The sequence below is a fragment of the Paenibacillus sp. EKM211P genome (assembly GCF_011066175.1).
Taxonomy (GTDB): Bacteria; Bacillota; Bacilli; order Paenibacillales; family Paenibacillaceae; genus Paenibacillus; species Paenibacillus polymyxa.
Genome location: NZ_JAAMNS010000002.1, coordinates 386,731 through 411,092, shown reverse-complemented (window position 1 = coordinate 411,092; position 24,362 = coordinate 386,731). Strand labels below are relative to the sequence as shown.

The 24,362-nt window shown below is 46.1% G+C and carries 25 protein-coding genes; 20 read left to right on the top strand and 5 right to left on the bottom strand.

The window, feature by feature from the left end:
• Positions 1 to 37: 37 nt before the first annotated feature.
• Positions 38 to 595 (bottom strand): YdhK family protein, encoded by a 558-nt coding sequence (locus tag G9G57_RS04875; RefSeq protein ID WP_013372405.1) that lies wholly within the window; start codon positions 593 to 595, stop codon positions 38 to 40.
• A 288-nt stretch (positions 596 to 883) separates the two neighbouring features.
• On the opposite strand from G9G57_RS04875, the gene G9G57_RS04870 reads away from it, so the two are divergent.
• Positions 884 to 1,723 carry a MetQ/NlpA family ABC transporter substrate-binding protein gene (locus tag G9G57_RS04870; protein WP_164964569.1) on the top strand — a complete coding sequence of 280 codons (840 nt, stop codon included), beginning with the start codon at positions 884 to 886 and terminating at the stop codon, positions 1,721 to 1,723.
• Positions 1,724 to 1,789: 66 nt separating this feature from the next.
• On the top strand, positions 1,790 to 2,965 hold the full coding sequence (locus G9G57_RS04865; RefSeq protein ID WP_164964568.1) for an aminotransferase class I/II-fold pyridoxal phosphate-dependent enzyme: 1,176 nt from the start codon (positions 1,790 to 1,792) through the stop codon (positions 2,963 to 2,965).
• 193 nt (positions 2,966 to 3,158) lie between these two features.
• On the opposite strand, the gene G9G57_RS04860 is transcribed toward G9G57_RS04865, so the two are convergent.
• From G9G57_RS04860 to G9G57_RS04845, 4 genes are all read right to left on the bottom strand, one after another.
• The gene (locus tag G9G57_RS04860) at positions 3,159 to 3,644 is read right to left on the bottom strand and encodes a DUF5381 family protein (protein WP_164964567.1); all 486 of its coding nucleotides are present in this window, start codon (positions 3,642 to 3,644) and stop codon (positions 3,159 to 3,161) included.
• Positions 3,637 to 4,473, bottom strand: coding sequence for a hypothetical protein (locus G9G57_RS04855; protein WP_164964566.1), 837 nt, complete (start codon positions 4,471 to 4,473; stop codon positions 3,637 to 3,639). Before G9G57_RS04855 ends, G9G57_RS04860 begins: the two co-directional genes overlap by 8 nt.
• Positions 4,474 to 4,507: 34 nt before the next feature.
• The gene (locus G9G57_RS04850; RefSeq protein ID WP_013372400.1) at positions 4,508 to 5,593 is read right to left on the bottom strand and encodes a WXG100 family type VII secretion target; all 1,086 of its coding nucleotides are present in this window, start codon (positions 5,591 to 5,593) and stop codon (positions 4,508 to 4,510) included.
• 274 nt (positions 5,594 to 5,867) lie between these two features.
• Positions 5,868 to 6,617 (bottom strand): hypothetical protein, encoded by a 750-nt coding sequence (locus G9G57_RS04845; RefSeq protein WP_164964646.1) that lies wholly within the window; start codon positions 6,615 to 6,617, stop codon positions 5,868 to 5,870.
• A 156-nt stretch (positions 6,618 to 6,773) separates the two neighbouring features.
• Here G9G57_RS04845 and G9G57_RS04840 point away from each other — a divergent pair, with 156 nt between their 5' ends.
• The 18 genes from G9G57_RS04840 to G9G57_RS04760 all read left to right on the top strand — a co-directional run bounded on the left by G9G57_RS04840 (position 6,774) and on the right by G9G57_RS04760 (position 24,361).
• Positions 6,774 to 7,700 (top strand): cell division protein ZipA C-terminal FtsZ-binding domain-containing protein, encoded by a 927-nt coding sequence (locus tag G9G57_RS04840; protein ID WP_164964565.1) that lies wholly within the window; start codon positions 6,774 to 6,776, stop codon positions 7,698 to 7,700.
• A gap of 20 nt (positions 7,701 to 7,720) precedes the next feature.
• Positions 7,721 to 8,422: a DUF1963 domain-containing protein gene (locus tag G9G57_RS04835; RefSeq protein ID WP_064961991.1), complete on the top strand. Its 702-nt coding sequence runs from the start codon at positions 7,721 to 7,723 to the stop codon at positions 8,420 to 8,422.
• A gap of 24 nt (positions 8,423 to 8,446) precedes the next feature.
• A complete protein-coding gene (locus tag G9G57_RS04830; protein ID WP_164964564.1) occupies positions 8,447 to 8,917 on the top strand; it encodes a DUF6097 family protein in 471 nt (156 codons plus the stop codon).
• A gap of 50 nt (positions 8,918 to 8,967) precedes the next feature.
• A complete protein-coding gene (locus G9G57_RS25760; protein ID WP_238799251.1) occupies positions 8,968 to 9,183 on the top strand; it encodes a hypothetical protein in 216 nt (71 codons plus the stop codon).
• A 98-nt stretch (positions 9,184 to 9,281) separates the two neighbouring features.
• Positions 9,282 to 9,437, top strand: coding sequence for a hypothetical protein (locus G9G57_RS25755; protein ID WP_238799250.1), 156 nt, complete (start codon positions 9,282 to 9,284; stop codon positions 9,435 to 9,437).
• 34 nt (positions 9,438 to 9,471) lie between these two features.
• Positions 9,472 to 10,269 (top strand): hypothetical protein, encoded by a 798-nt coding sequence (locus G9G57_RS04820; protein ID WP_090738604.1) that lies wholly within the window; start codon positions 9,472 to 9,474, stop codon positions 10,267 to 10,269.
• Between the two features lie 123 nt (positions 10,270 to 10,392).
• Positions 10,393 to 11,181, top strand: coding sequence for a YwiC-like family protein (locus G9G57_RS04815; RefSeq protein WP_164964645.1), 789 nt, complete (start codon positions 10,393 to 10,395; stop codon positions 11,179 to 11,181).
• A 15-nt stretch (positions 11,182 to 11,196) separates the two neighbouring features.
• A complete protein-coding gene (locus G9G57_RS04810; RefSeq protein WP_164964563.1) occupies positions 11,197 to 12,303 on the top strand; it encodes a TIGR04053 family radical SAM/SPASM domain-containing protein in 1,107 nt (368 codons plus the stop codon).
• Positions 12,296 to 13,717, top strand: a complete 1,422-nt coding sequence (gene hemY, locus G9G57_RS04805; protein WP_164964562.1) for a protoporphyrinogen oxidase — start codon at positions 12,296 to 12,298, stop codon at positions 13,715 to 13,717. The genes G9G57_RS04810 and hemY overlap by 8 nt, the downstream gene beginning before the upstream one ends.
• A 109-nt stretch (positions 13,718 to 13,826) precedes the next feature.
• A complete protein-coding gene (locus G9G57_RS04800) occupies positions 13,827 to 14,534 on the top strand; it encodes a DUF542 domain-containing protein (RefSeq protein WP_164964561.1) in 708 nt (235 codons plus the stop codon).
• Between the two features lie 46 nt (positions 14,535 to 14,580).
• On the top strand, positions 14,581 to 15,432 hold the full coding sequence (gene modA, locus G9G57_RS04795) for a molybdate ABC transporter substrate-binding protein (RefSeq protein ID WP_164964560.1): 852 nt from the start codon (positions 14,581 to 14,583) through the stop codon (positions 15,430 to 15,432).
• Positions 15,429 to 16,106, top strand: a complete 678-nt coding sequence (gene modB, locus G9G57_RS04790) for a molybdate ABC transporter permease subunit (RefSeq protein WP_102163588.1) — start codon at positions 15,429 to 15,431, stop codon at positions 16,104 to 16,106. Before modA ends, modB begins: the two co-directional genes overlap by 4 nt.
• A gap of 198 nt (positions 16,107 to 16,304) precedes the next feature.
• Positions 16,305 to 19,979: a nitrate reductase subunit alpha gene (locus tag G9G57_RS04785; RefSeq protein ID WP_164964559.1), complete on the top strand. Its 3,675-nt coding sequence runs from the start codon at positions 16,305 to 16,307 to the stop codon at positions 19,977 to 19,979.
• Entirely contained in the window at positions 19,969 to 21,558 is a 1,590-nt protein-coding gene (narH, locus tag G9G57_RS04780; protein WP_016821792.1) for a nitrate reductase subunit beta, read from the top strand. The genes G9G57_RS04785 and narH overlap by 11 nt, the downstream gene beginning before the upstream one ends.
• Complete coding sequence (gene narJ, locus G9G57_RS04775; RefSeq protein WP_039276164.1) at positions 21,551 to 22,117, top strand: nitrate reductase molybdenum cofactor assembly chaperone; 567 nt, start codon at positions 21,551 to 21,553, stop codon at positions 22,115 to 22,117. Before narH ends, narJ begins: the two co-directional genes overlap by 8 nt.
• The gene (gene narI / locus G9G57_RS04770; RefSeq protein WP_013372381.1) at positions 22,114 to 22,797 is read left to right on the top strand and encodes a respiratory nitrate reductase subunit gamma; all 684 of its coding nucleotides are present in this window, start codon (positions 22,114 to 22,116) and stop codon (positions 22,795 to 22,797) included. The genes narJ and narI overlap by 4 nt, the downstream gene beginning before the upstream one ends.
• A gap of 45 nt (positions 22,798 to 22,842) precedes the next feature.
• On the top strand, positions 22,843 to 23,295 hold the full coding sequence (locus G9G57_RS04765) for a GAF domain-containing protein (RefSeq protein WP_016821790.1): 453 nt from the start codon (positions 22,843 to 22,845) through the stop codon (positions 23,293 to 23,295).
• Between the two features lies 1 nt (position 23,296).
• Positions 23,297 to 24,361: a PAS domain-containing sensor histidine kinase gene (locus tag G9G57_RS04760; protein WP_044787701.1), complete on the top strand. Its 1,065-nt coding sequence runs from the start codon at positions 23,297 to 23,299 to the stop codon at positions 24,359 to 24,361.
• Position 24,362 lies beyond the last annotated feature (1 nt).

Genomic DNA, 24,362 nt, shown 5'->3' with positions numbered 1-24,362 from the left:
CCCTCTGGCGATCACAGCAACCTGTGATAAAAGAGTTCTAATTGGCTGAAAGCTCACTCTCCGTCACCCATTTATGATTTTTGACAGGCTCTCCTCCTGTAGTCGGCGTATAATCTACCATATATACGGTCGTTGGCTCGGCGGAATCTATGGTAGCCTTAGCCCCATCCATCCCCTTCATATGATCTGCCGCCAGGATAACTTCCGTTCCCGGTTCATAGGGCTCGCTGCCTGCATCCTTAATCTCTTCATGAATAACCCACTTATGATTAGTCACTTTTTCTCCTCCAGTAGTTGGAGTATAGGAGACTGTATAAGCAGTAGTCGTATAAGCACCCACAATCGTGGCCGTAGCGCCGTTCATGCCTGCCATATGATCGGCTTGCATGGTCGCTTGACTGCCAATTTTGAAGGCTGGATGTTCAGCTTCTTTTAGCCCAGCAGGAAGCTCACTGGAAGTGGAATGGTTCATATCTGATGTGTCGTGCTGTTGACTGCTGTTTGTCGTATGCTCCTGATCTGGCGTGTTACTGTTCCCGCACCCACTCAAAATAATCATGACTGCACCAGCAAGCAAAGCCCATTGTTTTTTCATATTTAAATAGCTCCTTTAGGATTGTATTTACACACTCAATTATACCCCCTGGGGGTATAATTGAAACAGAATTATATTACAAACTTGTGAAGTGTTTTGCCTTCAAGCGGAGCGCCTGATGTGATCCTTTTGAGTTATGCGGAAGATGCGTAATTAAATATTGTTGACAGTGAATAAAAAATCATTGTAATATCTACAAAACATATCAAATTACTATGCTTTAAAAAGCTGTAAACATTTTAACTCACTAAACGTAGATCATATCAAGGAGCAGGGGGAGACATCAAAATGAAGAAACAATGGATTTCATTTATATTGCTACTGGGAGTAGTCGTGCTTTTTATTTCAGGCTGTGGCAGCAAGAATACGTCGGGCGGCGCTGCTGGTGAAGAAAAGAAAACACTGCATATCAGCTTTAATCCCGGCCCATATAGTGATCAGTTTAAGAATGGTGTGGCTCCATATTTGGAGAAGAAGGGGTATAAGATTACATATAAAGAGTTTACAGACGGGGTTCAGCCCAATGTAGCCGTGGCTAATGGTGATATTGATGCCAATGTGTTCCAGCATTCGCTCTATCTGGATTCTATGAATAAGCGGGAGAATATTGATCTGGTTGGTGCTGTGCAGGTCCCGACTCCTCCAATGGGGTTGTATTCCAGCAAGCATACCAGCCTTGACGAAATCAGCGCTGGCGCCCAAATCAATCTGCCCAACGAGCCAGTTAATATGCTGCGCGCGCTGAACATTTTGAAGGAAGTAGGTTGGATTACGTTAAAGGACAATATCGATCCATTGCAAACCTCGGTGAATGACATCACCTCTAATCCGCATCATCTGCAATTTGTTGCTACCGACCCGGCACAGGGGCCACGTGTACTGGAGGATGTTGATTTTGCGGCTATACAAGGGAACTTTGCTGTATCGAATGGAATGAAGTTGACCTCGGCATTAAAGCTTGAAAATATGACAGACCCGTTCACGAACGTGGTGGCTGTGGACAACAAGAATAAGGACAAGCCATTTGTCAAAGACATTATTGAGGGATATCATTCAGATGAATTCCAACAGTACATCAAATCGAATCCTGCGTATGAAGGCTACAAGCTGCCAAGCTATTTTAAATAAATGGGTATGATCCTGGCGGGCTGACATTCTCAGTCTATATCTTATGGATAGAAGGTGGAGATAAACGTGATTTTTTCATCCTCTGATCTCGTCAAGGCTCTGCCTGACAACTATTTTAGCGCAATCGATGACAAAGTGAATCTGTATAAAAGCAAAGGAATAGATGTAATTAATTTGGCAGCCGGCAACCCGGATCAGCCAACACCGCCGCATATCATCAGCGCTTTGAAGGATGCGGTCGATCAACCGATCAATCAGGGCTACCCGCCTTTTCATGGAAAAAAAAGCACGCTGGAGGCAGTCGCTGCGTTCTATAAACGGGAGTATCAGGTGGAGCTGGACCCTGAACGGGAAGTTGCCGTATTCAACGGCTCTGCTATAGGTGTAATGGGGATTCCACAGGCGTTGCTGAATCCTGGTGATTGGTTATTGACCACCGATCCGGCATATCCCCAATATTATTCCGCTGCTGCGCTGACAAGAGCCCATATTCATACGATTCCACTGGATGAGAAGCATGGATTTTTGCCTGATTATACAACCGTGCCGGAAGAAATCGCAGAGCAGGTCAAACTGCTCATGATTAATTATCCGAACAATCCGACAGGAGCCGTAGCTACTGTAGATTTTCTGACGAAGACACTCGATTATGCTGCTCGGTACCAGTTTCCGGTTATGAATGATTTTGCTTACGGTGCTCTTGGCTTTGGCGGACATAAGCCGATTAGTCTATTGCAAATCCCTGGCGGCAAGGAGTATGGTGTCGAGACGTATACAGCTTCCAAAACGTATAACATGGCTGGATGGCGCTTCGGCTTTGCGGTTGGAAATGCGTCCGTCATTGGTGCACTCAAGCATTATCATACGCATGCCTACAGCACTGTTTTTGGTGCGGTACAGGATGCAGGAGCTGTCGCATTGCTGGGCACCCAGGAGCCAGTACGGGAACTCGCGGCGTTATATGAGCGGCGACGTGATGTTCTCATTGCAGCGTTACGAAATATTGGCTGGGATGTAGCTGCTCCCCAAGGGTCCTTTTTTACCTGGTTCAAGGTGCCGGAGGGGTATACATCGGCTTCCTTTGCAAACTTTTTATTGGATGAGGCGCATGTTGCGGTTGCCCCTGGAGAAGGCTTTGGTCGTGCAGGAGCTTCTCATGTGAGGGTCAGTCTGGTGAATAGTGAAGAAAGACTGCTGGAGGCGGTACAGCGCATCGCAGCAACGGGTGTTTTTCAAGCTTAAGCTGGAATAAAAGAAATTCATGGAGGGATCGAGAAACGAACTTTGAGTATAGCCATATCGGAGCCATGGAAGAAGAAATAGCAGGTTTGAGGGCGCAAATCGAAGGGATAAAGATGACCCAGATTGCGAACGGGATTTTTTATACGGGTCATCTTCAAGGCAAGGAAGTTATTGTGCTGCGTCCATGCAATGTTCAGGAACGTTTTTTCTTTGGCTTGCCATACTGGTTAATGAGAGTTCGAAGTTGTTTCCCGGCTTGATTTAGTTCCATATCATTCAACACATAATCGGTGCTGACTTCCCAGGTGCTGCGGTCATTCAGATAAAAAATAAAGGCGGGGAAGCGAGGGCGCAGCCATTTACGGATGGAGGCCCCCTCGAATTCGACTTTAGTGATTGCAGACCACGGCACAGTTCGAATACCATCGGAAATACTGTGTTCGTCAAAGATGAACAGGAAGGCTTCCTTACGAAGCGTTCTGCTCAAACAGACCACCAAATAACTACCGAAAAAAGGAATTCCAATAATGGCGGACGTAATAAAGAAGAAGATTTGCAGAGCAGAGATATCTTCGTCGATAAAAATGAGCAACAGCAAAAACAGACAAATCACCACAAACATCAAGCTGCCCAGGGCTTTCCAAAATGCCAAAGATCTGCGGTATACAATTTTATCCACGGAATACCGCCTCGTCGGGTACAAATGCCTGAATGAAATGAGTGATCCGTTCTCTCCAGTCTGATTCGGTCACACTTTCAATTCTCAGGCATGGGGTGGCCTGCATATCCAGTTCTGTATTTCTTACAACCCACACATTATTCGTTCCTTTAAGAACAAATAGCAGATTCGTAACGGAAGGACCCTCTTCATCTGTGTCCGTGTATACCATCTGGCTCAAATTATCCAGGCTGCAGTGATTACGATTAAAATCCTCTCGCCAGTCTTGTATCATTTGTTGATCCAACTCTTGAAGTTTCCACGTTGCCATTTGCTGCATCGTGAAGTTGGATGAGGTCAGCTCATTCCACTGTTCTTCTGTCAGATCGACGTATCGGTTGTGGGTATTGAAGCTGGAAGCCGACAGGCCGAACAATTGATCAATATCGTGATGCCAGTCTTCTGGAGAAGACCAGCGAAAGAAATGGAGTTCATTGTGGCTGGAAAAGTGATACAGAAAACGTTCGTTTCCATGGTGTATCGTTAATGTATTTTGCTTGTCCTGCTGCTCCTTGTATCCACGCAGCATTTGGCGGCTTTGTACCAGATGAGCCAGCATTTCAACAATGAACGCATCAAATTCAAGCTGCTGTTGCCCGTCATCCTGCTGTTCCAACAAGCCTTTGGATACCAGGCTATGTGTTGCAGCATGAAAAAGCAGTTCCCAGCGATCTTCGGTTAGTTCCCCGTAATAGGATTGGAGCAGACCCGAAGCCATATCCTCTGCACCCAGTGCGGTCAAGGCAAAGCCTAGTTCCTCAAGCGTTAAAATTACCGTTTGTTTGTCCATAGTCAGGCTCCTTCTCCATCTGTTAAGTGTATGTTTATTTGAATAGTTTGCTGGCCCAGCGTATCCCTTTTTCGGCGAATTTGGCGACTTTTCCACCTGCCCAGCTCCCCACTGTACCGCCGACGTATGCACCGACGGCTGCACCAACCGGACCGCCGATAGCACCGCCTATGGACCCCAAAACGACAGCTCCGCCATAAGTTGCGGCGGTTTTAATCGCTACGTTAGAAGCAGATACAGCCACATCCGTTCCGGTAAGCTTCCCGCTTTTCCATTTTCCAGCCAGACTGATGCCTTCGCCCACAATATTCATGGTGGCATTAATTGGATATAGCTTTTTGGCGATCATGCCGGGAATTTGGCGTGTTGCTATGCCGTAGCGTCCTTTTTCCACCCCGGCGATGACGTTGCGCGTCCACTGAGGAAAGCTGTTGGCTTTGTTAAACCCAAGGCCGAGCTTACCCATTTGCAGCTTTCCAGCTAAACGATCGAAACCTTTCAAGCCCTTCATCACAATACCTGGTTTAGCGAACTGGCGGTTTATGCTTTTGCCCAAATTACGCATAAAAGCATTGTTACCTTTGCCTTTCACCCATGCCGCATTATGTATAACCGCTCGAGTGGGATTTTTCAGACTTTTCTTGAATTCTACTGTTTTGGTGAGGACAAGTGTGGAAGCCAGACCGCTATAGATCGCTGTTCCGGCAAAGCCCAGTTGCCCTCGCCATTTATTGGCCTCTGACAGGCTGTTAATGGCTATATCTGCGGGATCGTTTCCTTTTTTCCCGGAAGTTGCTCCTTCACTGCTCTTAATCTGTCCGCTTTGATCTCCTTGGTTAATCCCTGTGTCTGCTTGGGTATCTGTTTCCTTGAATTTTACTGCAATCGAACGCAGCTCTGTGCTGACAGAACCGACGGTTTGAGTGAAAGCGTCCATTTGTCCACGTGCTTTGTGAAAATCCTGATAAAAGCGCTGCTGTGTCGTTCCTGCCCAGCTATTCTCTAGCATTTGAATATGCTGTGACAGTTGTCCGCAAATTTGTGCCCCCAGCTCACGTGCCTGCGCGAACTGCCTGGAAACCGCCTCTAGTTTCTCAGGAGGAACCATAATTTTAGCCATGATGTCCACCTCGGATGATTAAAATAATTACTTTATATTTTAGTGATTCCAGCGGAGGTTAGCAAAAAAAGGAGGGGGTTTGAGCGAAAAATAAGTCATTTGTATGAGTTCGTTGATGGGCATAAGGGAGAATAGTAGGAGTCGTTATGATCCGAAGTTCTTATATGTCATTTATGAAGAAAATGGAAAAAGACTCTCTTTCTTGTAGGAATTTCTATAAGAAAGAGAGGGCTTCTTGCGTAGAGGCTATTTATATACTGTGCGATACTCTAACTTATTTGAGAGGGACCTGCTTGGACAATTTCTCAAACTGCTGCAAGTGAGGGGTGACCTTGGCGGTAATCCCTTTGAGATACTTGATGGCCGCTTGTCTTTGATGTTCTTTGGTTGCGACCTCTTCAGGGAACATGGAGTATTCCTTTTGAACAGAGCCATTTTTATAATTTACGGAGAAGAGCTCTCCTTGCTGCCATCTTTGGACTAGATCCTGATTACTGTGCAAGATGTTTAGCACTTCTTTTCCATTTTTATAAGTGAAGCTATAGTCTGGATCGGCTACAGCATGGATCACTTGGTAGCCGTTCTGTAATCCATTATCCTGAAAAGTACCTACTTGGATCTGATTCGAACGGATCGTTCCATCCGATTGCGTCACTTTTTCAGTCTGCGTACCCTTACCGCTCATCGTGTCATTGCTCCATGTTCCGTTGTATACGACTTTATGATGTTGTCCATCTGCATCTGTGTATTGATTCATATATTTTCCAGTTCCTGATCGCTTGCCATTCACAAAATCGCCCGAATACTGCTTGTATTCGCTCCATTTGATCGTACCACGTCCGCTTGGCTGTCCATTCTCAACCTCTCCGTAGTAAGTCGTCTGTCCGGATAACTGAAGCAGTTCCTTGGTCGCAGCCGCATTCACCGTAGGTATATTATTTACCAACAGCGTTCCTGAAATCAGCGATGCAGACACCACTATAGGCAGGGACAGAGCCTTTCCTTTTTGCCAAAGTTTTTGCATCATGAGTTCTCCCCTTTCGAAGCTTTGAGTTTCTACGAGTCATGTTCAACAACCCAGCACTTTTAACCTATTTTGTGCTTGGTGGTTTATAGTTTAATATAGATTGAGAATTATAGGAAACTATAAAGTAAAAAATAGGTAATAAGGAGGGGGATTTTGATTTTACCTGAATATGGAAGTGAGGATGTATCGAGCATCCTTGCCGTAGAGTTGGATCATGGGCCTAGAAAGACAATAAAAGGAGTCCATGAAGTGGAGCCTGATTCTAATATCTACTGGCTGATTGATGTGGAATTCAATGGTTTTACGTTGTCAGATGAAGACATTTTGCAATTGCTCAAAGGATATATCGTATACGGGCATGTCCAAGATTTGCAGATATGGACTAGCGTCGGGCGTAGACTAGAAGGCGAATGCCGTTATGATAAAATCTGTATTTGTGTGGATATATTCAACAATGTAGAGATGCAGATTTGTTTGGAAGAAGCCAAGGTTGCTGATTTTATGAACACACTACCGGCGCGATTTCAGGAGAAGGGGACCATTCGCGTGCTTCCTCGGGAGGATGCTGCCCATGCACGTGCAAAAGCGGAAAAGCTACAAGCCTTTACAGATCAGGAGGGGGAGAGGGAACACTTTGTCATGCTTAGGCTGGTAGCGGATCAAGGTCAATCTTATCGTGGAGCGGACATTTGGGATGTCATGCTGAGCCTTGGAATGAAGTGGGGAGATATGGATATTTTCCATGCACACCATCACGGTCGGGGAGGCAATGATGAACTATTTAGCGTACATACGGGAACAGAGCCTGGATTTTTTTGGCTGAGTACACTTGCAGAGGATCAGTTTGCAGATTTGATTTTCAGTATGGATGTGGTAAGAACAGTGCAGCCGCAAGCTGTGTTTGAGGCGATGTGGAAAAGTGCCGAATATGCACGCGCTAGACTCGGCGGAACATTAGTCAATGAACAGGATCTGCCAGCTGTACCGGAAGATTATCTTTGTCAAATTCAAGGGATGGAAGACCGATTAAGTGAGTTTGGATTTAAAGCAGGCTCGTATGCTGTTGCGTTTCTACTCTAGCCTAGAAAGGGGTGATTTCGTTGTCCAGCAACTCTATCGAGAAGCTAAGAACGATTCTAAAGCGTAAAGCTACTATTTTTCATACAGGGGGCCACAGACCGTTAGATTCCCTGGAACAGAGCTGGATTGGCAGAGTTGCAGTGGCTTTGCCGGCGGAAGAACAACCCGTTGATGTACAGGGGAATGTTATGGCTCCGATCATGCAATTGTATTTGCCTGCTATGCCTTTTGTTCCACAAGCTATATGTGATGTCAAGCTGTTGACGGTCTTCCTGTCTCCCGATGTTCTGGATCATGAGGACATGGAAGGATATATGTGTATTCGTGAGTATACGTCGGTAGAGAATTTGGTAGAAAAAGATTTTAGTCCGGTATTTATGCATATCAAGGCATTCCCGTTATTCCCCGAGCTCATAGAGAATGACTATCCCGTTTGGGACGGGGAAGATATCCCTGAGGAATATGGTGATGCCCTCAACAACATGGATGAGGAAGAACCCGACTATTTTGAGGACATCGTGGAGGAAATACATGCGGTTCACAAAATCGGTGGCTATCCCAGCTTTATTCAACCAGGCATCGACTTTGGCGAAGGCTATGAATTTATGTTTCAGATTGCGTCAGATGCCAAAGCTGGATTGAATATTGTCGATGGGGGCAGCTTTTATTTTGCCAAGCATCAGAATGAAGGAATCTGGCGGGGGTACTTTGATTTTTACTAAATATTGAAATGGGGTAAAAAAGAGATGAATGTTTTAGGTCAGTTAGGATCTGCCATCCAGAACAGTCTATTTATTCAATCCGAACTGAAGAAAGCACATGCCTTGATTCAGAAGCACGACCTGCCTGTAGAGCAGGTGGAGGATGATTTTCACAAGCAGATCATCTTGCTGGAGCAATATGCCGGCACTCGCATTTTTCAGCAAGGGCTTGCCAGATACAAAGTAATTAATACAATGCTTTTGATCATATCTGTGATTATATTGCTGGCAGCAGTTATCGTTGCGGCGGTGGAATATTTGCAGCCGGAACGACATCTGCTGCAAGTGTTGGTGAATGCCATGTTCGACTACTGGGTTCCCTCTATTACCATACTTAGTGTTGTATTCGTGGGTGTGATCGTTCTTGCCATCGTTAGAAATGTTTATGCCAGACGATTACATACGCGTATGCTGGATCGGTCCTGGCAGGCCATTTTCCAACATGTGGACAAATGAGGCTAGAGAGCAACTAGTAGATTGTCATACCAGCTTAAGGAGTGGCAGCAATGAATGACTGGGAATCGGGAATCATTCAAGTTGATAATGAGCACGCGTTTTATTCTTCTTTAACGGAAGATCAGTTGTTAGAGACTGCTTTGTACACGAAATATTTTCATTCTGTAAGAAAGCTAGGAAATGGGTACATTTGGTACCATTTTGATCAGGTTCCTTTGCTGCACCGGCATTTTTTTGTGTCTGTATGCTTTAAGGATAAACCCTAATTGTTGTGGAGATTTCGCTCCAGGGCAATGAATTTCCAACCTCATGGGATAATTGGTCTGAGGAAGGGGAGAGAAAGCGGCAAAGGGAGCATGATCGTTTGTTAGAACAACATTTGTCCATGAAGCCGAGCTATCGTCAAACCAAGCCCTACCCCTATATGGAATATGAACTGAACTGGGGGAAAATCTCTTCTTATTTTGACCCCCGGTCGGGAAATACGGCCATTGCTTTTAAGTATAAAGATGATTGTTGAAGGTGAGAGTGTCAGACGAGTAAGGAGAAGTGTGATGGATAAAAAAGCAAAGAAAATACTTATGAACACTTTCTGGTCCTCCAGCGGCTGGAAGCAGGAGAGGGAACCTTTTTCGGGTGAGGATTTTGAATATGCCAAAAGTATGGGCTTGATGTTCGATCCGATCACCATTACACATGATGAGATTATAAAAAGGTTATATGAGCTGCACCAGCAAAAGGCTACAAAAGAGCGAGTGGCAGCAGCGTTTTTACACAGTCTTTCCACGAAAAAAGTCCATTTACGAAGCGCCTTATCGAGCTGGGCATTAACCGCAAAACTGCCTTTGCACACCTATAGGGAGCGGCCTGTCGTCCTGCCCAACTACAGTAGCTGTGGGGATTGTAATTTTCATAAACTAATGTCCGATAAGGAATACGTCAATAAGGATTTGAATGTACTGAATTTTGAACGAATCAAATGGGGAGGTATTCGGCTGAATCACCTTCTTTATTGCTGGATGGACCTTGAATTGTTCAGTCAAGAGGAGGAGTTCCAGGTTACTGATGAGGATCTGGTAATACTTCACAACATGCTGGAAGCGGTTCAGGACTGTGAGGCTCAGAACGGTCCACGACAATTGGAGAAGCGCTGGAAAGATGTGCTCCCATCCAGTAAAAATGAACGCGATGTGGCTATGGAAGTATGGGGATATGCAGGATTGCTCACACCACGGGACACACCTCGCAGGCGCCGCGGCGGCAATGATGATTTTTGTTCGGTAGCAGCCTGGCAAGGAGATGACGGATACTCACAGGAAGCGCTCGACTATTACTTCGGTACGTTTTTATAAAGAAAGTGAAGGTTTATCTTCAGGTTAGGCTATTCCCCCAAACAAATAAGGGAACTCCCTGATTGGTTCAATTGGACAGAATACTTAGAATTAAAGTAGGGTGAAAAATTGAACTTTGGGGGAATGGATGATGAGTCGATTAACCGTAGCTACAAAGATGTTACACATTGTGAAAAAAGGATCAAGACTTTGAAAGGGATCAGTAGATACATCCCCAATCAGCATGGAGCTTGGGCAATGCTCATTCTTCCATTTTTGTTTGGCTTAGCTGCTTCTCCAAAACAATTCATTCATATACCTCTATTCGTATGCTGGTTTTTTATCTATTTATTTAGTTTTCCTGTTCTCCAATGGATCAAAACAGGAAACAGTAAAAGATACCGTAAACCTGTTGTTATTTACGGAGCAATACTCCTTCCTCTTTTAGCTTCTCTAGTCTGGGTTAAACCTGCGTTGATCTGGTACGGAGTTCTGCTTCTGTTCTTTTTTATGGCTAATATGTATTACGCCAAAATGAAGAATGAGCGTGCTTTGTTAAATGACATTGCCGCGATTCTGCTTTTCTGCTCTTTTATATATCCTGTTGTTCATATTGGAGAAGGCGGAGATTGGACGCTAACCACAGAGCTGTTTTTGCTGTTGGTGTGTTATTTCATAGGAACCGCTCTTTATGTTAAAACGATCATCCGTGAAAGAAAAAATCCACGTTACTATTATGCGTCTATTATCTATCATCTGATCATTGTGCTGTTGGCCGCCTGGATCAAGGTGTTTTTGGTTATTCCATTTTTAATTTTGTTCATACGAGCTATATGGCTTCCTAAGTTCGAGTTAAAGGCAAAGCATGTAGGCATGGCTGAAATTGGATTTTCATTGATGCTCTATGTATCTGTGCTGTTTTTATATTTTTAAAAAGGAGAGACATCAATGATATCTTTGCAAACGCCACGAGATTATCGCGTAGACCCGTTTATCGTCATTTGGGAGGTAACAAGAGCTTGCGCATTAAAATGCCTTCACTGTAGAGCGGAAGCCCAATATAAGCCTGACCCTCGTCAGCTGACATTTGAAGAGGGCAAAAAGCTGCTTGATCAAATCGCCGAAATGAATCATCCATTAGTGGTTTTCACAGGTGGAGATCCGTTATCGCGTCCTGATTTGTTTGAGCTGGCTCAATATGCAATTGAGGAGAAAAAGTTATCGGTTTCCATGACACCCAGTGCTACCCCGAAAGTGACACGAGCAGCAGTCGAAAAAGCAAAGCAGGTTGGCTTATCACGATGGGCTTTTAGCCTGGACGGTTCATGCGCGGACATTCACGATCATTTTCGAGGGACTGTGGGTTCTTATAATACGACCATGCGGGGAATTGGCTATTTGAAGGAATTGAACATTCCTATCCAAGTGAACACAACCGTGTCCCGATACAATCTTCACGATCTGGAACGAATTGCAGAGAAGGTAAAGGAAATGCAGGCGGTGTTATGGAGCTTGTTTTTTCTCGTTCCAACCGGGCGTGGTATGGAAAAAGATATGATTACTCCTGATGAGCATGAGGCTGTAATGAAGTGGTTGTATCAGATACAGCAACAGATGCCCTACGGTGTAAAGGCTACCGAAGCACCTCACTATCGAAGGGTTGTCCTACAGGAAAAGCATAAAGCAGGACAGCATAACGCAACGTCGGAACAAAAAAGGGTAGATGTTCTGGGTCGCGCTCCCCAAGGCGTAAATGATGGAGATGGATTTGTTTTTATCAGTCATATCGGCGAGGTGTACCCAAGTGGCTTCCTACCGCTGTCATGCGGGAATGTACGGAATGACAGTTTGGCCCATATTTATCGGCACTCTCCGATTATGAATAATCTTCGAGATAAATCTCTGCTTAAAGGCAAATGTGGAGTCTGCGAATTTAATACAATCTGTGGAGGCTCCAGAGCAAGGGCTTTTGCCATCACCGGAGATTACTTGGAGAGTGACCCTTATTGTGCATATATGCCCGGAGTGGGAAGGGAAGTGTGTTCTCATGAATAAAAATGCTAAAAAAGTTGTGATCCTTGGTGGAGGAATAAGCGGTTTAAGTGCCGCTTTTTATGTGAAAAAGCTGGCGGAGGACAGACAGCTTGAAGTGGAGATTACGTTAGTGGAGAAAAGCGACCGTCTGGGAGGAAAACTGCAAACGGTACGCCAAAACCATTTTATGATCGAAAAAGGACCGGATGCTTTTCTGGCCAGAAAGACGGCTATATTGGATCTGACTATGGAATTGGGGCTGGAAGCCGATTTGGTGTCAACAAACCCGAAGGCCAAGTCAGCCTCCATTTTGCATAAAGGCAAGCTGCATTCGATGCCGATGGGCTTTATTTTAGGTATTCCAACAAAGCTAACTCCCTTCATTCGTACAGGGTTAATTTCTCCGCTGGGAAAAGCGCGCGCAGCCCTGGATTTGATCCTTCCAGCCAAGAAAGGCGATATGGATGAATCTCTGGGAGATTTTATTAAGCGGCGTCTTGGCGAAGAAGTGTTGAACCAGATTACAGAACCCTTGCTATCTGGTATTTATGCTGGCGATACGTATTCTCTTAGCCTCAAGTCAACCTTCCCTCAATTTAAGCAGATGGAACAAAAGCATAGAAGTCTAATTATAGGTATGGCTAAAGGAGCGGGGAGAAAGTCGGGTATATCTAACAAATACCCGGAAATCGCTAAGAAAAGCATGTTTCTTTCCTATCGGCAAGGATTATCCACCATCGTGGAGCGGTTAAAGGAAAAGCTTGACACCGTTCAATTTGTGATGGGACAGCGTGCCTCTGAAGTAAGAAAAGAGGACGCTTATCAGGTAATCCTGGATAATGGCCAAATGTTAGAGGCAGATGCAGTGATTTGCGCTGTTCCAGCCTTTGAGGCGGCTACATTATTTTCCGATATCGAAAGTGTGAGCTGGCTCCATCAGATCAATTACGTTTCGGTAGCGAATATTTCCTTGGCTTATAAAAATTCAGACCTTCGCTTGGCCTATGAGGGAACTGGATTTCTCGTTCCCCGCAAAGAAGGAAAAATGATTACGGCCTGTACTTGGTCATCTACAAAGTGGAGCCATACCGCACCCGAAGGGTATACACTCTTGCGGACTTACATTGGCCATGCAGGTGCACAGGAATGGGTTCAGATGACAGACGAGGAACTAGTGGAAGCAGCCCGCAAAGACCTGAAAGATCTAATGGGGATCGATGCTCAACCTGAAATGACCGAGGTCAGTCGGTGTAATCAATCCATGCCACAATATCCGATTGGGCACCAAGAACAGATGGCGAAGGTGAGACATGATTTGTCACAGTATTTTCCGAATGTATTTCTTTGTGGCGCTGGTTATGGAGGCGTTGGCATTCCAGATTGTATCGCTCAAGGCAAAGAAGCAGCTGAACAGCTGGTCTCAGGTTTTTTATAATCAGGCTCTTTCCACGAGTGAAAAAGGGATCACCCTAATTGGTTCAGCCTTGAGAGAGACATAGAATGAGAGTTGAGTATAAAACTGAAGTAAGATGGGGGAATGAAAAATGAGCCAGTTAACGGAAGAAACATGGGTAGCGGACATTGTGAAAGAAGTACCCAAAACAAGTGACTTGTTCCGTAAACTACGGATTGACTTCTGCTGTGGCGGGAAAATATCACTCCGTGAAGCAGCTGCCAGCCGGGGGCTTCACGCTGGTGAACTGCTGGCGCGGGTGCATGAAGTGGAGGAAAATCAGGCACAGCACAAGCAAATGCAACCTTCCTCACTCGAACCCAAAGAACTGATCGCCTATATTCAGAAAGAGTATCACACAAAGTTATGTGAAGAACTAGCGGCGCTCACACCGTATATTACCAAACTAACGCGGGTTCACGGCGAACGTTATTCGCACCTAAAGCGAGTGAATGAACTTTATACCTTGCTTAAACAGAAGTTAACGATACATATTCAATTCAAGGAAAGCCTCCTGTTTCCGTTGATTCAAGCGTTTTTTCAGGACTCGACGTTTGAGCGTGTGGACGCACTTCACTTTCATTTATCCGAGTTGCAAGAGGAGCATCAAGCGGTTGTGGATATACTGCAGGAGCTGCGCTTGATTACCAATGGCTTTGAGCCGCTGCAGGAAGCTTGTGGTACGCATCGACTTGTATTGAAGCGTTTGGAGGATCTGGAAGCGGACATTTATAATCATATTCTTCTTGAGAATTGTACCTTAGTTGAACGTACCAGACAGGCACAACTCCATTCATAATGTAACCTCTCACTTAATGACAGGCTGAACGTAAGGAGCCAATAAAATGAAGAAATTTGTTAAACATAGTCAGGCACTCTTTTTTATTTTTGCCATTGTGTTATTACTTGCGGGGTGCGGTGCGGGGCAACAATCAGCTTCAAGTGGTAGCAGCACGGCCCAGAATGAGGTCTCCGGCCAGGATTCATCGAACAAGGCTGAAACTGTTGATCTGACCATTTCCGCAGCCGCGAGCTTAACAGATGCACTCAAAGAAATTCAACCGTTGTACGAATCATCCCATAAAGGTATTAAATTGAATTTCAACTTTGGTGGTTCTGGTGCATTGGAAAAGCAGATTGAGCAAGGAGCTCCATCGGACTTGTTTTTGTCTGCTTCGAAGAAAAACATGAAGTCTCTCGTAGATCAGCAGCTAATCGAGAGCAATCAACAAAAAACATGGCTGACGAACGAGTTGGTGGCGGTGATCCCTGCAGACGGGACGATGAGCATCACGAGTGTAAAGGATTTAACGCAAAGCGAAGTGAAAAAGGTAGCAATCGGTATTCCTGAGAGTGTTCCTGCAGGCAAATATGCACAGGAAGCACTGACGAACGTAAAGCTTTGGGATGTGCTACAGGACAAGCTCGTTCAGGCAAAAGATGTTAGACAAGTGCTGCAATATGTGGAAACGGGTAACGCAGATGTCGGATTTGTGTATAAGACAGATGCGTTGACTTCGCAAAAGGCGAAAATTGCCTTTGAGGTGGACTCTAAAACTTATTCAACGGTTGAGTACCCTATCGGGATTATCAAAGCTTCCAAGCACATCCAAGAAGCCGAAAGCTTCTATGAATACCTTCAATCGCAAGAAGCTCTGAATATTATGGCTAAGTATGGATTTACCATACCGAAGTGAGCATGCAGGCTATAGATTGGAACGAATATTGGCCTCCGATCCGATTATCGTTACAGGTTGCACTGTTATCCAGCGTTTTGGTGATCCTATTAGGCTTGTTTGCGGCATGGTCCATGTCGCGGTTAGGATTATTCAAAGGGAAAACACTCGTTGAAACCGTGCTTATGCTGCCTTTGGTACTCCCACCAACGGTAGTTGGATTTTTACTGTTAATCTTACTCGGACGAAAAAGTTGGTTTGGACGTTTGGTGGAGCAATGGTTTGGCGAGCCTATTGTATTTTCATGGTGGGCTGGGGTTGTGGCCGCGGTGGTTGTGGCTTTTCCTCTAGTCTATCGAACACTGAGAATGGGATTCGCTTCAGTGGATCAGGACTTGGAAAACGCGGGACGCTCAATGGGGGCAAATGAATGGCAGGTCTTTCGATATATCACCTTTCCGTTGATTTTCTCTTCTTTTAAAGCGGCCTTTATACTCGGGTTTGCCCGTGGGCTGGGCGAATTCGGGGCTACGCTGATGATTGCCGGAAATATTCCGGGTAAAACACAAACGATCCCTACAGCCATCTATATTGCAGTAGATTCTGGTCATCTTCCTATGGCCTGGGTATGGACATGCTCTATTATACTGATTTCCTTTATGATGCTCCTGTTAACAGGCCAAAAGAAAAATTAATTTATTCATACAAGCTTCCCTCTGATAGAGGGGGCTTTTTTTGTATCTTTCCATAGAACGAGGGATTTTCTATAGCGCTATAGGACATTCCCTAATGGGAACGGAGATGAATGAATTACATAATGAGAGTAAGCGAATGAATCTTCCCTGTGAGTTTGCGATGGGCTGATTCATTCTGAAAAGGAGCGTTGATCACCGATGAAAAAAAAATACAGTCTCAACTTCTTCAAGCCAATCGAGAGCTATTCTGGAAATTGGTCAATCCTTGAAGAAAAAAATAGAGAATGGGAAAACGTGTATCGCCAGCGTTGGTCTCATGACAAAGTGATTCGTACGACGCATGGTGTTAACTGTACTGGCTCCTGTAGCTGGAAGGTTTTTGTTAAGAATGGCATCATCACCTGGGAAAATCAGCAAATCGATTACCCCTCCTGCGGTCCAGACATGCCGGAATTTGAGCCGCGTGGATGCCCGCGTGGGGCTTCATTTTCTTGGTATGAATACAGCCCGTTACGTGTGAAATATCCATATGTGCGCGGTAAGTTATTGCGACTCTGGCAAGCTGCCCTCAAGGAGCATAGCAATCCGGTAGACGCATGGGCCAGCATTGTGGAAGATCCGGAGAAAGCCAAGCTCTACAAATCGGCTCGCGGCAAAGGCGGCCATGTTCGTGTGGCTTGGGATGATGTTCTGCACCTGATTTCGGCTCAATTAATTTACACAATCCGTAAGTACGGTCCTGACCGGATTGCAGGCTTCACCCCCATTCCGGCGATGTCAATGATTAGCTACGCCTCGGGAGCTCGGTTCATTTCTCTGCTTGGTGGGGAGATGTTGAGCTTTTACGATTGGTATGCCGATCTTCCTCCTGCTTCTCCTCAAATTTGGGGTGAGCAAACGGACGTACCTGAATCCTCAGATTGGTACAACGCAGGTTATCTGATCATGTGGGGCTCGAACGTGCCGCTTACCCGGACGCCGGATGCCCACTTTATGACGGAAGTACGCTATAAAGGAACCAAGGTCGTATCCGTGGCTCCGGATTTGGCGGAAAATGTGAAGTTCGCTGACAACTGGCTTGCACCTAATCCGGGTACAGACGCCGCTGTGGCACAGGCGATGACCCATGTCATTCTGGATGAGTTCTACCAGGAACGTCAGGAACCCATGTTCATTAACTATGCCAAGCAATATACAGATATGCCATTCATGATTCTGCTTGATCCCCACGAAGGGGCCTGGAAAGGTGGACGTTTTCTGCGGGCGAGTGATCTGGGAGATGCTTCACAGCATGCAGATTGGAAACCGGTCATTTTCGATGAAGTAGCAGGGGAAATGATGGTCCCGAACGGAACAATGGGACAGCGCTGGGAGCAGGATAAGAAATGGAATCTGATCTTGGAGCGGGAAGATGGAACCAAGGTTGAGCCTGCGCTCACGGTGGAAGGTCATGACGAGCAATGGGAAGAAATCGTATTCCCTTATTTTGATAACACAGGTAACGGAACATTCAAACGTGTCATTCCGGCGAAAAAAGTACGTCTGGCTGATGGTTCAGAGCGCCTCGTAGCCACCGTATATGATTTGATGATGAGTCAGTATGGTGTCGCTCGCAATGATAGCCCTCATAATGCAAAGGATTATTACGATGCAGCTTCTCATTACACTCCTGCCTGGCAGGAGAAGATCACGGGAGTCAAGGCATCGGTCGTAGTGCAAGTTGCTCGCGAATTTGCTCAGAACGCCATCGACACTCAAGGACGTTCCATGATCATTATGGGGGCGGGGATCAATCACTGGTTTAACAGTGACACCATTTATCGCTCCATCTTGAACCTGGTCGTGCTGACGGCTTCCCAAGGTGTTAACGGTGGAGGCTGGGCGCATTATGTAGGTCAAGAGAAGTGCCGTCCTATTGAAGGCTGGTCAACGATTGCCTTTGCCAAAGACTGGCAGGGACCGGCTCGGTTGCAAAATGCTACTTCGTTTTTCTATTTTGCAACTGAACAGTGGCGGTATGAAGAAAGCGGCACCGACACATTGAAATCGCCGACTGGGGGAGAGGTCAGTTACCAACATCCGGCGGACTACAATGTACTTGCTGCACGGTTGGGCTGGATGCCTTCTTACCCGCAGTTTAATAAAAACAGCCTGCTATTCGCCGAAGAGGCGGCGCAATTAGGCAAGAAGTCAAACGAGGAAATCATTAACCACACTGTGGAAGAGATTAAATCGCGTAAGACTCGTTTTGCTATTGAAGATCCAGGGGCAGCGGAGAACTTTCCGCGTTCGCTCTTTATTTGGCGGTCCAACCTCATTTCCAGCTCGGCCAAGGGACAGGAATATTTCATGAAGCATTTGCTCGGAGCCTCCGACGCGCTGCTTGCCCGGCCGAACGAAGATCAGAAGCCTGAGGAAATCGTCTGGCGGGAAGATGTGGAAGGAAAGCTTGATTTGATGGTCGCACTTGATTTCCGGATGACCACAACGCCATTGTACGCGGATGTCGTACTTCCGGCGGCAACCTGGTATGAGAAGACGGATTTGTCCTCGACAGACATGCATCCGTTCGTGCATCCATTTAATCCTGCGGTAAATCCGCTTTGGGAATCACGTTCGGACTGGGATATTTACCGTCAGTTGTCTGAAACCTTCTCGAACATGGCCAAAGAGCATCTACCGGGAATATATAAAGACCTTGTAACTGCACCGCTTGGGCATGACTCCATAGGCGAAATTGCGCAACCGATGGGTCTTATAAAGGACTGGACGAAAGGCGAGGCCGAAGCTGTGCCGGGTAAAACCATGCCTAATTTCAGCATCGTAGAACGCGATTACACCAAAATTTACGATAAATATGTCTCGCTCGGTCCAAATTTGGCTACTGGAAAAACGGGCGCGCATGGCGTTAGCTTCTCGGTAGCGGATGAATATGAGGAATTGAAGAAGCTGAACGGGGTTTATTACGATGAGTCCATTAAAGATGGACTGCCGAAGATCCAGACAGCCCGTCAAGTGGCTGATACGATTCTTCATCTTTCGTCTGCAACGAATGGTCGTGTCTCCCAAAAAGCCTACGCAGAGGCGGAAAAGGATCACGGTGTGAAGCTAATGGACATCTCAGCCGACCGCGCCGCCGAGAAGATCACGTTCCAAAGCATTACAGCGCAGCCGCGTGAAGTTATACCGACACCGGTATTCAGTGGCTCTAACAAACAGGGACGTCGCTACTCGCCATTTACCACGAATATTGAGCGTCTCGTTCCGTTCCGGACTTTGACAGGAAGACAGCATTTCTATATCGATCATGAAATCTTCCAGCAGTTTGGGGAGTCGCTGCCTATCTATAAACCGACTTTGCCACCGATGGTATTCGGTACACGTGATCGGGAAATCAAGGGTGGCCAGGATTCACTTGTGCTTCGTTATCTGACTCCACACGGGAAATGGAATATTCACTCCACTTATCAGGATAACCAGCATATGCTTACGCTGTTCCGTGGAGGCCCAACGGTATGGATCAATAACGAAGACGCAGCAGCCCACGATCTGGCCGACAATGACTGGGTAGAAGTGTACAACCGTAACGGTGTCGTCACCGCCCGGGCAGTTGTCAGCCACCGGATGCCAAGAGGAACGATGTTTATGTACCATGCACAAGATAAGCACATTCAAGTGCCAGGCTCCGAAATCACGGATACACGCGGGGGCAGTCATAATGCGCCAACAAGAATTCATCTCAAACCGACCCAGATGGTTGGCGGATACGCTCAGCTTAGCTACGGGTTCAACTATTACGGTCCAATCGGCAACCAGCGCGATGTGTACGTAGCGGTACGTAAAATGAAGGAGGTTAACTGGCTTGAAGATTAAAGCTCAAATTGCCATGGTCATGAACCTGGATAAATGTATTGGCTGCCATACGTGCAGCGTGACGTGCAAAACAACTTGGACAAACCGCAAAGGTGCGGAATATATGTGGTTCAACAACGTGGAAACGAAGCCCGGTATTGGTTATCCAAAACGCTGGGAAGACCAGGAGCAGTATAAGGGGGGCTGGCAGCTTCGCAAAGGGAAGCTTGAACTGAAGTCAGGGAACAAGCTGTCCAAGATAGCGCTCGGCAAGATTTTCTACAATCCCGATATGCCAGAAATGAAGGATTATTATGAACCCTGGACTTACAATTATGAACATTTGACCAACGCCAAAGAGCAGAAGCATTCTCCGGTCGCGCGTGCACAATCTGCTGTAACAGGCGAAAAAATGGATCTGAATTGGGGGCCAAACTGGGAGGATGATTTGGCAGGTACGCATGTGACAGGACCTCTCGATCCCAATATTCAGAAAATTGAAGAAGAGATTAAATTCAATTTCGAGAAGTCGTTCATGCTGTATCTTCCTCGGCTTTGCGAACACTGTCTGAATCCAAGCTGTGTCGCATCCTGCCCTTCAGGTGCCATGTACAAACGGGACGAGGATGGCATCGTGCTTGTGGATCAGGAAGCATGTCGCGGCTGGAGATATTGCATGACGGGTTGTCCATATAAGAAAGTGTACTTCAACTGGCAGACGAACAAAGCAGAGAAATGCACCTTCTGCTTCCCGCGCGTAGAAGCCGGGTTGCCAACCGTCTGCTCCGAGACGTGTACCGGACGAATTCGTTACCTTGGCGTTCTGTTGTATGACGCGGATAAGGTGCAGGAGGCTGCTTCTAAAGAGGATGAGAAAGATCTGTATAAAGCACAGTGTGATTTGTTCTTGGACCCAAGTGATCCAGCGGTAATTGCGCAGGCAAAAAAAGATGGGATCTCGCAAGATTGGATTGAGGCTGCGCAGAACTCACCGGTCTACAAGCTTGCTATTGAGTATAAGCTGGCATTCCCGCTTCATCCGGAATACCGCACGCTGCCGATGGTCTGGTATGTACCACCACTTAGTCCGATCATGAATTACTTTGAAGGGAAAGACTCCATCGAGAATCCAGATATGATCTTTCCAGCTATCGAAGAAATGCGCACGCCTATTCAGTATCTTGCCAATATGCTGACGGCGGGCGACACCCAGACGGTGAAAGAATCGCTGCAGCGGATGGCTATGATGCGCTCCTATATGCGTGCCCAGTCCACAGGACAATCTTTCGATGAAAGCCGTCTGGAACGCACCGGCATGACAGCACGTCAGGCCGAGCAGATGTACCGGCTTCTGGCCATTGCCAAATACGAGGACCGTTTCGTTATTCCAACATCGCATAAAGAGGGTTATTCTAATCCATATCGCGCCCAAGGAGCTGCTGGTTACGGTGATACCTTAGGGAATATGGAAGGTTGTGGAGTTGGAGGAGCTGGCTGTAGCGGTTGTAGCCTGGCAAGCTCCACGGGAATGGAAGAGCCTTCGAAATCAGGCAAGCAAATGTATGAAGAAAACTTCTACGGGGGTATTTGGCGTGATTAATGTAGCGAAACTGTATGAATTCAAGCCTTCATTCGGGTTTTTCGCCCAACAACTCATGTACCCGGAAAAGCTGGATTTTCATCCGGCTTTTCTGGAAGCATCATTTGATTCGGATCATCCTGCGTATACGCATGCTCATAAGTACTGGTCTCTTATGCAAGAGTTTAGTATGGAAGAGATTCAGGAACTGTATACAGAAACCTTCGATTTTCAAAAAAATTGCGCACTATATATGACTTACTTCAAGTTTGAAGATGCAAAAGAAAGAGGACAAATGCTGGTAAAGTTAAAGGTTCTCTATGAAATGTATGGTCTTGAAATGCCAGATGGTGAGCTGCCGGATTACCTACCGCTCATGTGTGAATTCCTGTATGCCGCCGAATGGGTACAGGATGCAAAGACGACAGAAAATTTCCGCATGCCGATCGCGATTTTGGAAGACGGCACTTATCATTTGCTTAAAGCGCTGGAAAAAATGGAAAGCCCGTATTTTCATCTGGTCAAGGGACTGCGCGAAACGCTTAAAGCTTGCGTAGAACAGGAGGCAGCCACGCTATGATGATGGAGCAGTTTTTATGGGTCATTTTCCCTTATATGTGTGTGGTCATTTTTATCGTAGGCCATATCTTCCGCTATAGAACGGACCAATTCAATTGGACGGCAAAATCGAGCGAATTTATTGAAAAGAAACAATTGATGATCGGAAGCCTCTTATTCCACTTGGGGATCATTCCAGTTATTTTCGGTCATGTATCTGGTCTGGGTATACCCAAAACCTGGATGCATGCACTGGGGGTAAACGATCATCTATATCACATTGGAGCGGTCTATATTGGTGGAATATTTGGAGCCATGACGTTCCTTGGGATGTTGATACTTACCTCTCGACGTTTTACAATTCGTAATGTGCGCCGTTTAAGTACAGCTTCTGATTTGATTGTAAACGTATTGCTGTTGGCGCTTGTGTGCATGGGGATGTTTGCCACACTCGTAACGAATGCGGTTCAGCCGGAATTTGATTATCGGGAGACAATCTCGATCTGGTTCCGCGGTTTGTTCATATTCCGTGTTGACCCTACACTGATGAGAGACGTACCGATCTCGTTCAAGCTTCATGTCCTTATGGGTTTTGCGATTTTTGCATTCTGGCCGTTTACCCGGCTTGTACATGTGTGGAGTGTTCCGTTGAATTATGTGCGCAGAAGTTATATCCTTTACAGAAGACATAAATCAAACTAGGAAAGCGGGCCCTGCCTTCTTTCCTAGTTTTATTAGGAGAGAGTGATGAATAATAAGATGGATTATCAAAGGGAGCTTGAGCGAATACGCGAACATTTCGGTTATGATTTTATGGCACTTGCTCTGGTTGAACCGGCCGAATATCAATACGTCATTAAATGGAAAAACGCCGCTGGCAATTTGAATGATCGATTTAAGCGGATTGTACTGCAATCTGGAAAGGGCATAGCAGGAGTCGTGTTTAAAACCGGGAAATCTATCTTTATTCCATCTGTTCATCAATTTGTTGGGGCAGACAACCTGTTTAACTATCCAATCGTTCAATCCGAGAAGCTCAAGAGTCTCGGCGCTGTGCCCCTGTGGAATGATGCTCGCGTCGCGGGTGTACTGCTGGGTGGATTTCGAGAAGAACAGCTGATGACCGAAGCTATGATGCGTGATTTGGAAACCTTGGCACATAGGGGAATTGGAGAGTTGAACGGGAAGGAAGTGATCTGAATTGACATTGTCTATAGGGACAGACTCTTTGAGTACGCTAATGGTGAAGATGTTTGAGAACAGTACAGAAGCTATCTTCTTTTTTGATAGGGAAGGGAAAACCCTAGCCATGAACCCGGCGGCTGAGGAGATTGTAGACGATGACGTTCTCATTCAACTCTATGAAGGACAGGACAGGGCCTTATGTGGAACATGCAGAGGCTATACAAGCGACACAGAGCCCCGTACCTGCCTTGACTGTTATTTCAATGTGCCTGAATCCAACAATTTTGCTTCTTTTCAGGTTTATCTGGAGACGAAAAGCAACGGAATGGTTCCCTATGCAGCTTCTTTTCATACGATTGATTCTACAAATGGAATCCGGGTGCTGATGCTGAGAGATTTGACCCCGCAATTTCAGACGCAGGAGAAATTGTATCAGAACAAAATGATGAAACATGTTATTGAAGCACAGGAAAACGAGCGTAAACGGCTTTCCAGAGAGCTGCATGACAGCGTCGCCCAGGAATTGATGAGCGCGGTTGTTGAACTACGGGTATTAAAATACATGACGAATGATGAGCAGCTCATTAAAAACATGAAACAAACAGAAGCATCCATGACACGCTTGCTGGATGATATCCGCAACCTGTCTGTGGATCTTCGTCCTGCTACCCTTGATGATTTTGGACTTGAGGCGGCATTCCGTTCCCACTTTAAGCGGGTCGAGCAAAGTTTTGGTCTAGTGGTTGAGTTCGTATCTGATCTTCCCCAGAAGCGGTATGGAAGCGAAAAAGAAACAGTCATTTATCGCGTCTGTCAGGAGGCTGTGCTCAATGCGTTGAAGTATGCCCAGGTGGATACCGTTAAAGTTACTTTGTCGGAGCACGAACACGCGCTTCGTTTGACTGTAGAGGATAATGGGATTGGCTTTGATAAGGGGAGCAAGCCTATTGGAACAGGACTTGGCTTGTATGGTATGCAGGAGCGAGCAGAGCTGGTAGGTGGAAGTTTTGGCGTCCTTTCGAATGTTGGGCAAGGAACCAAAGTCTTTTTACAAATTCCGATTGGACACGAGGAGGAATAGA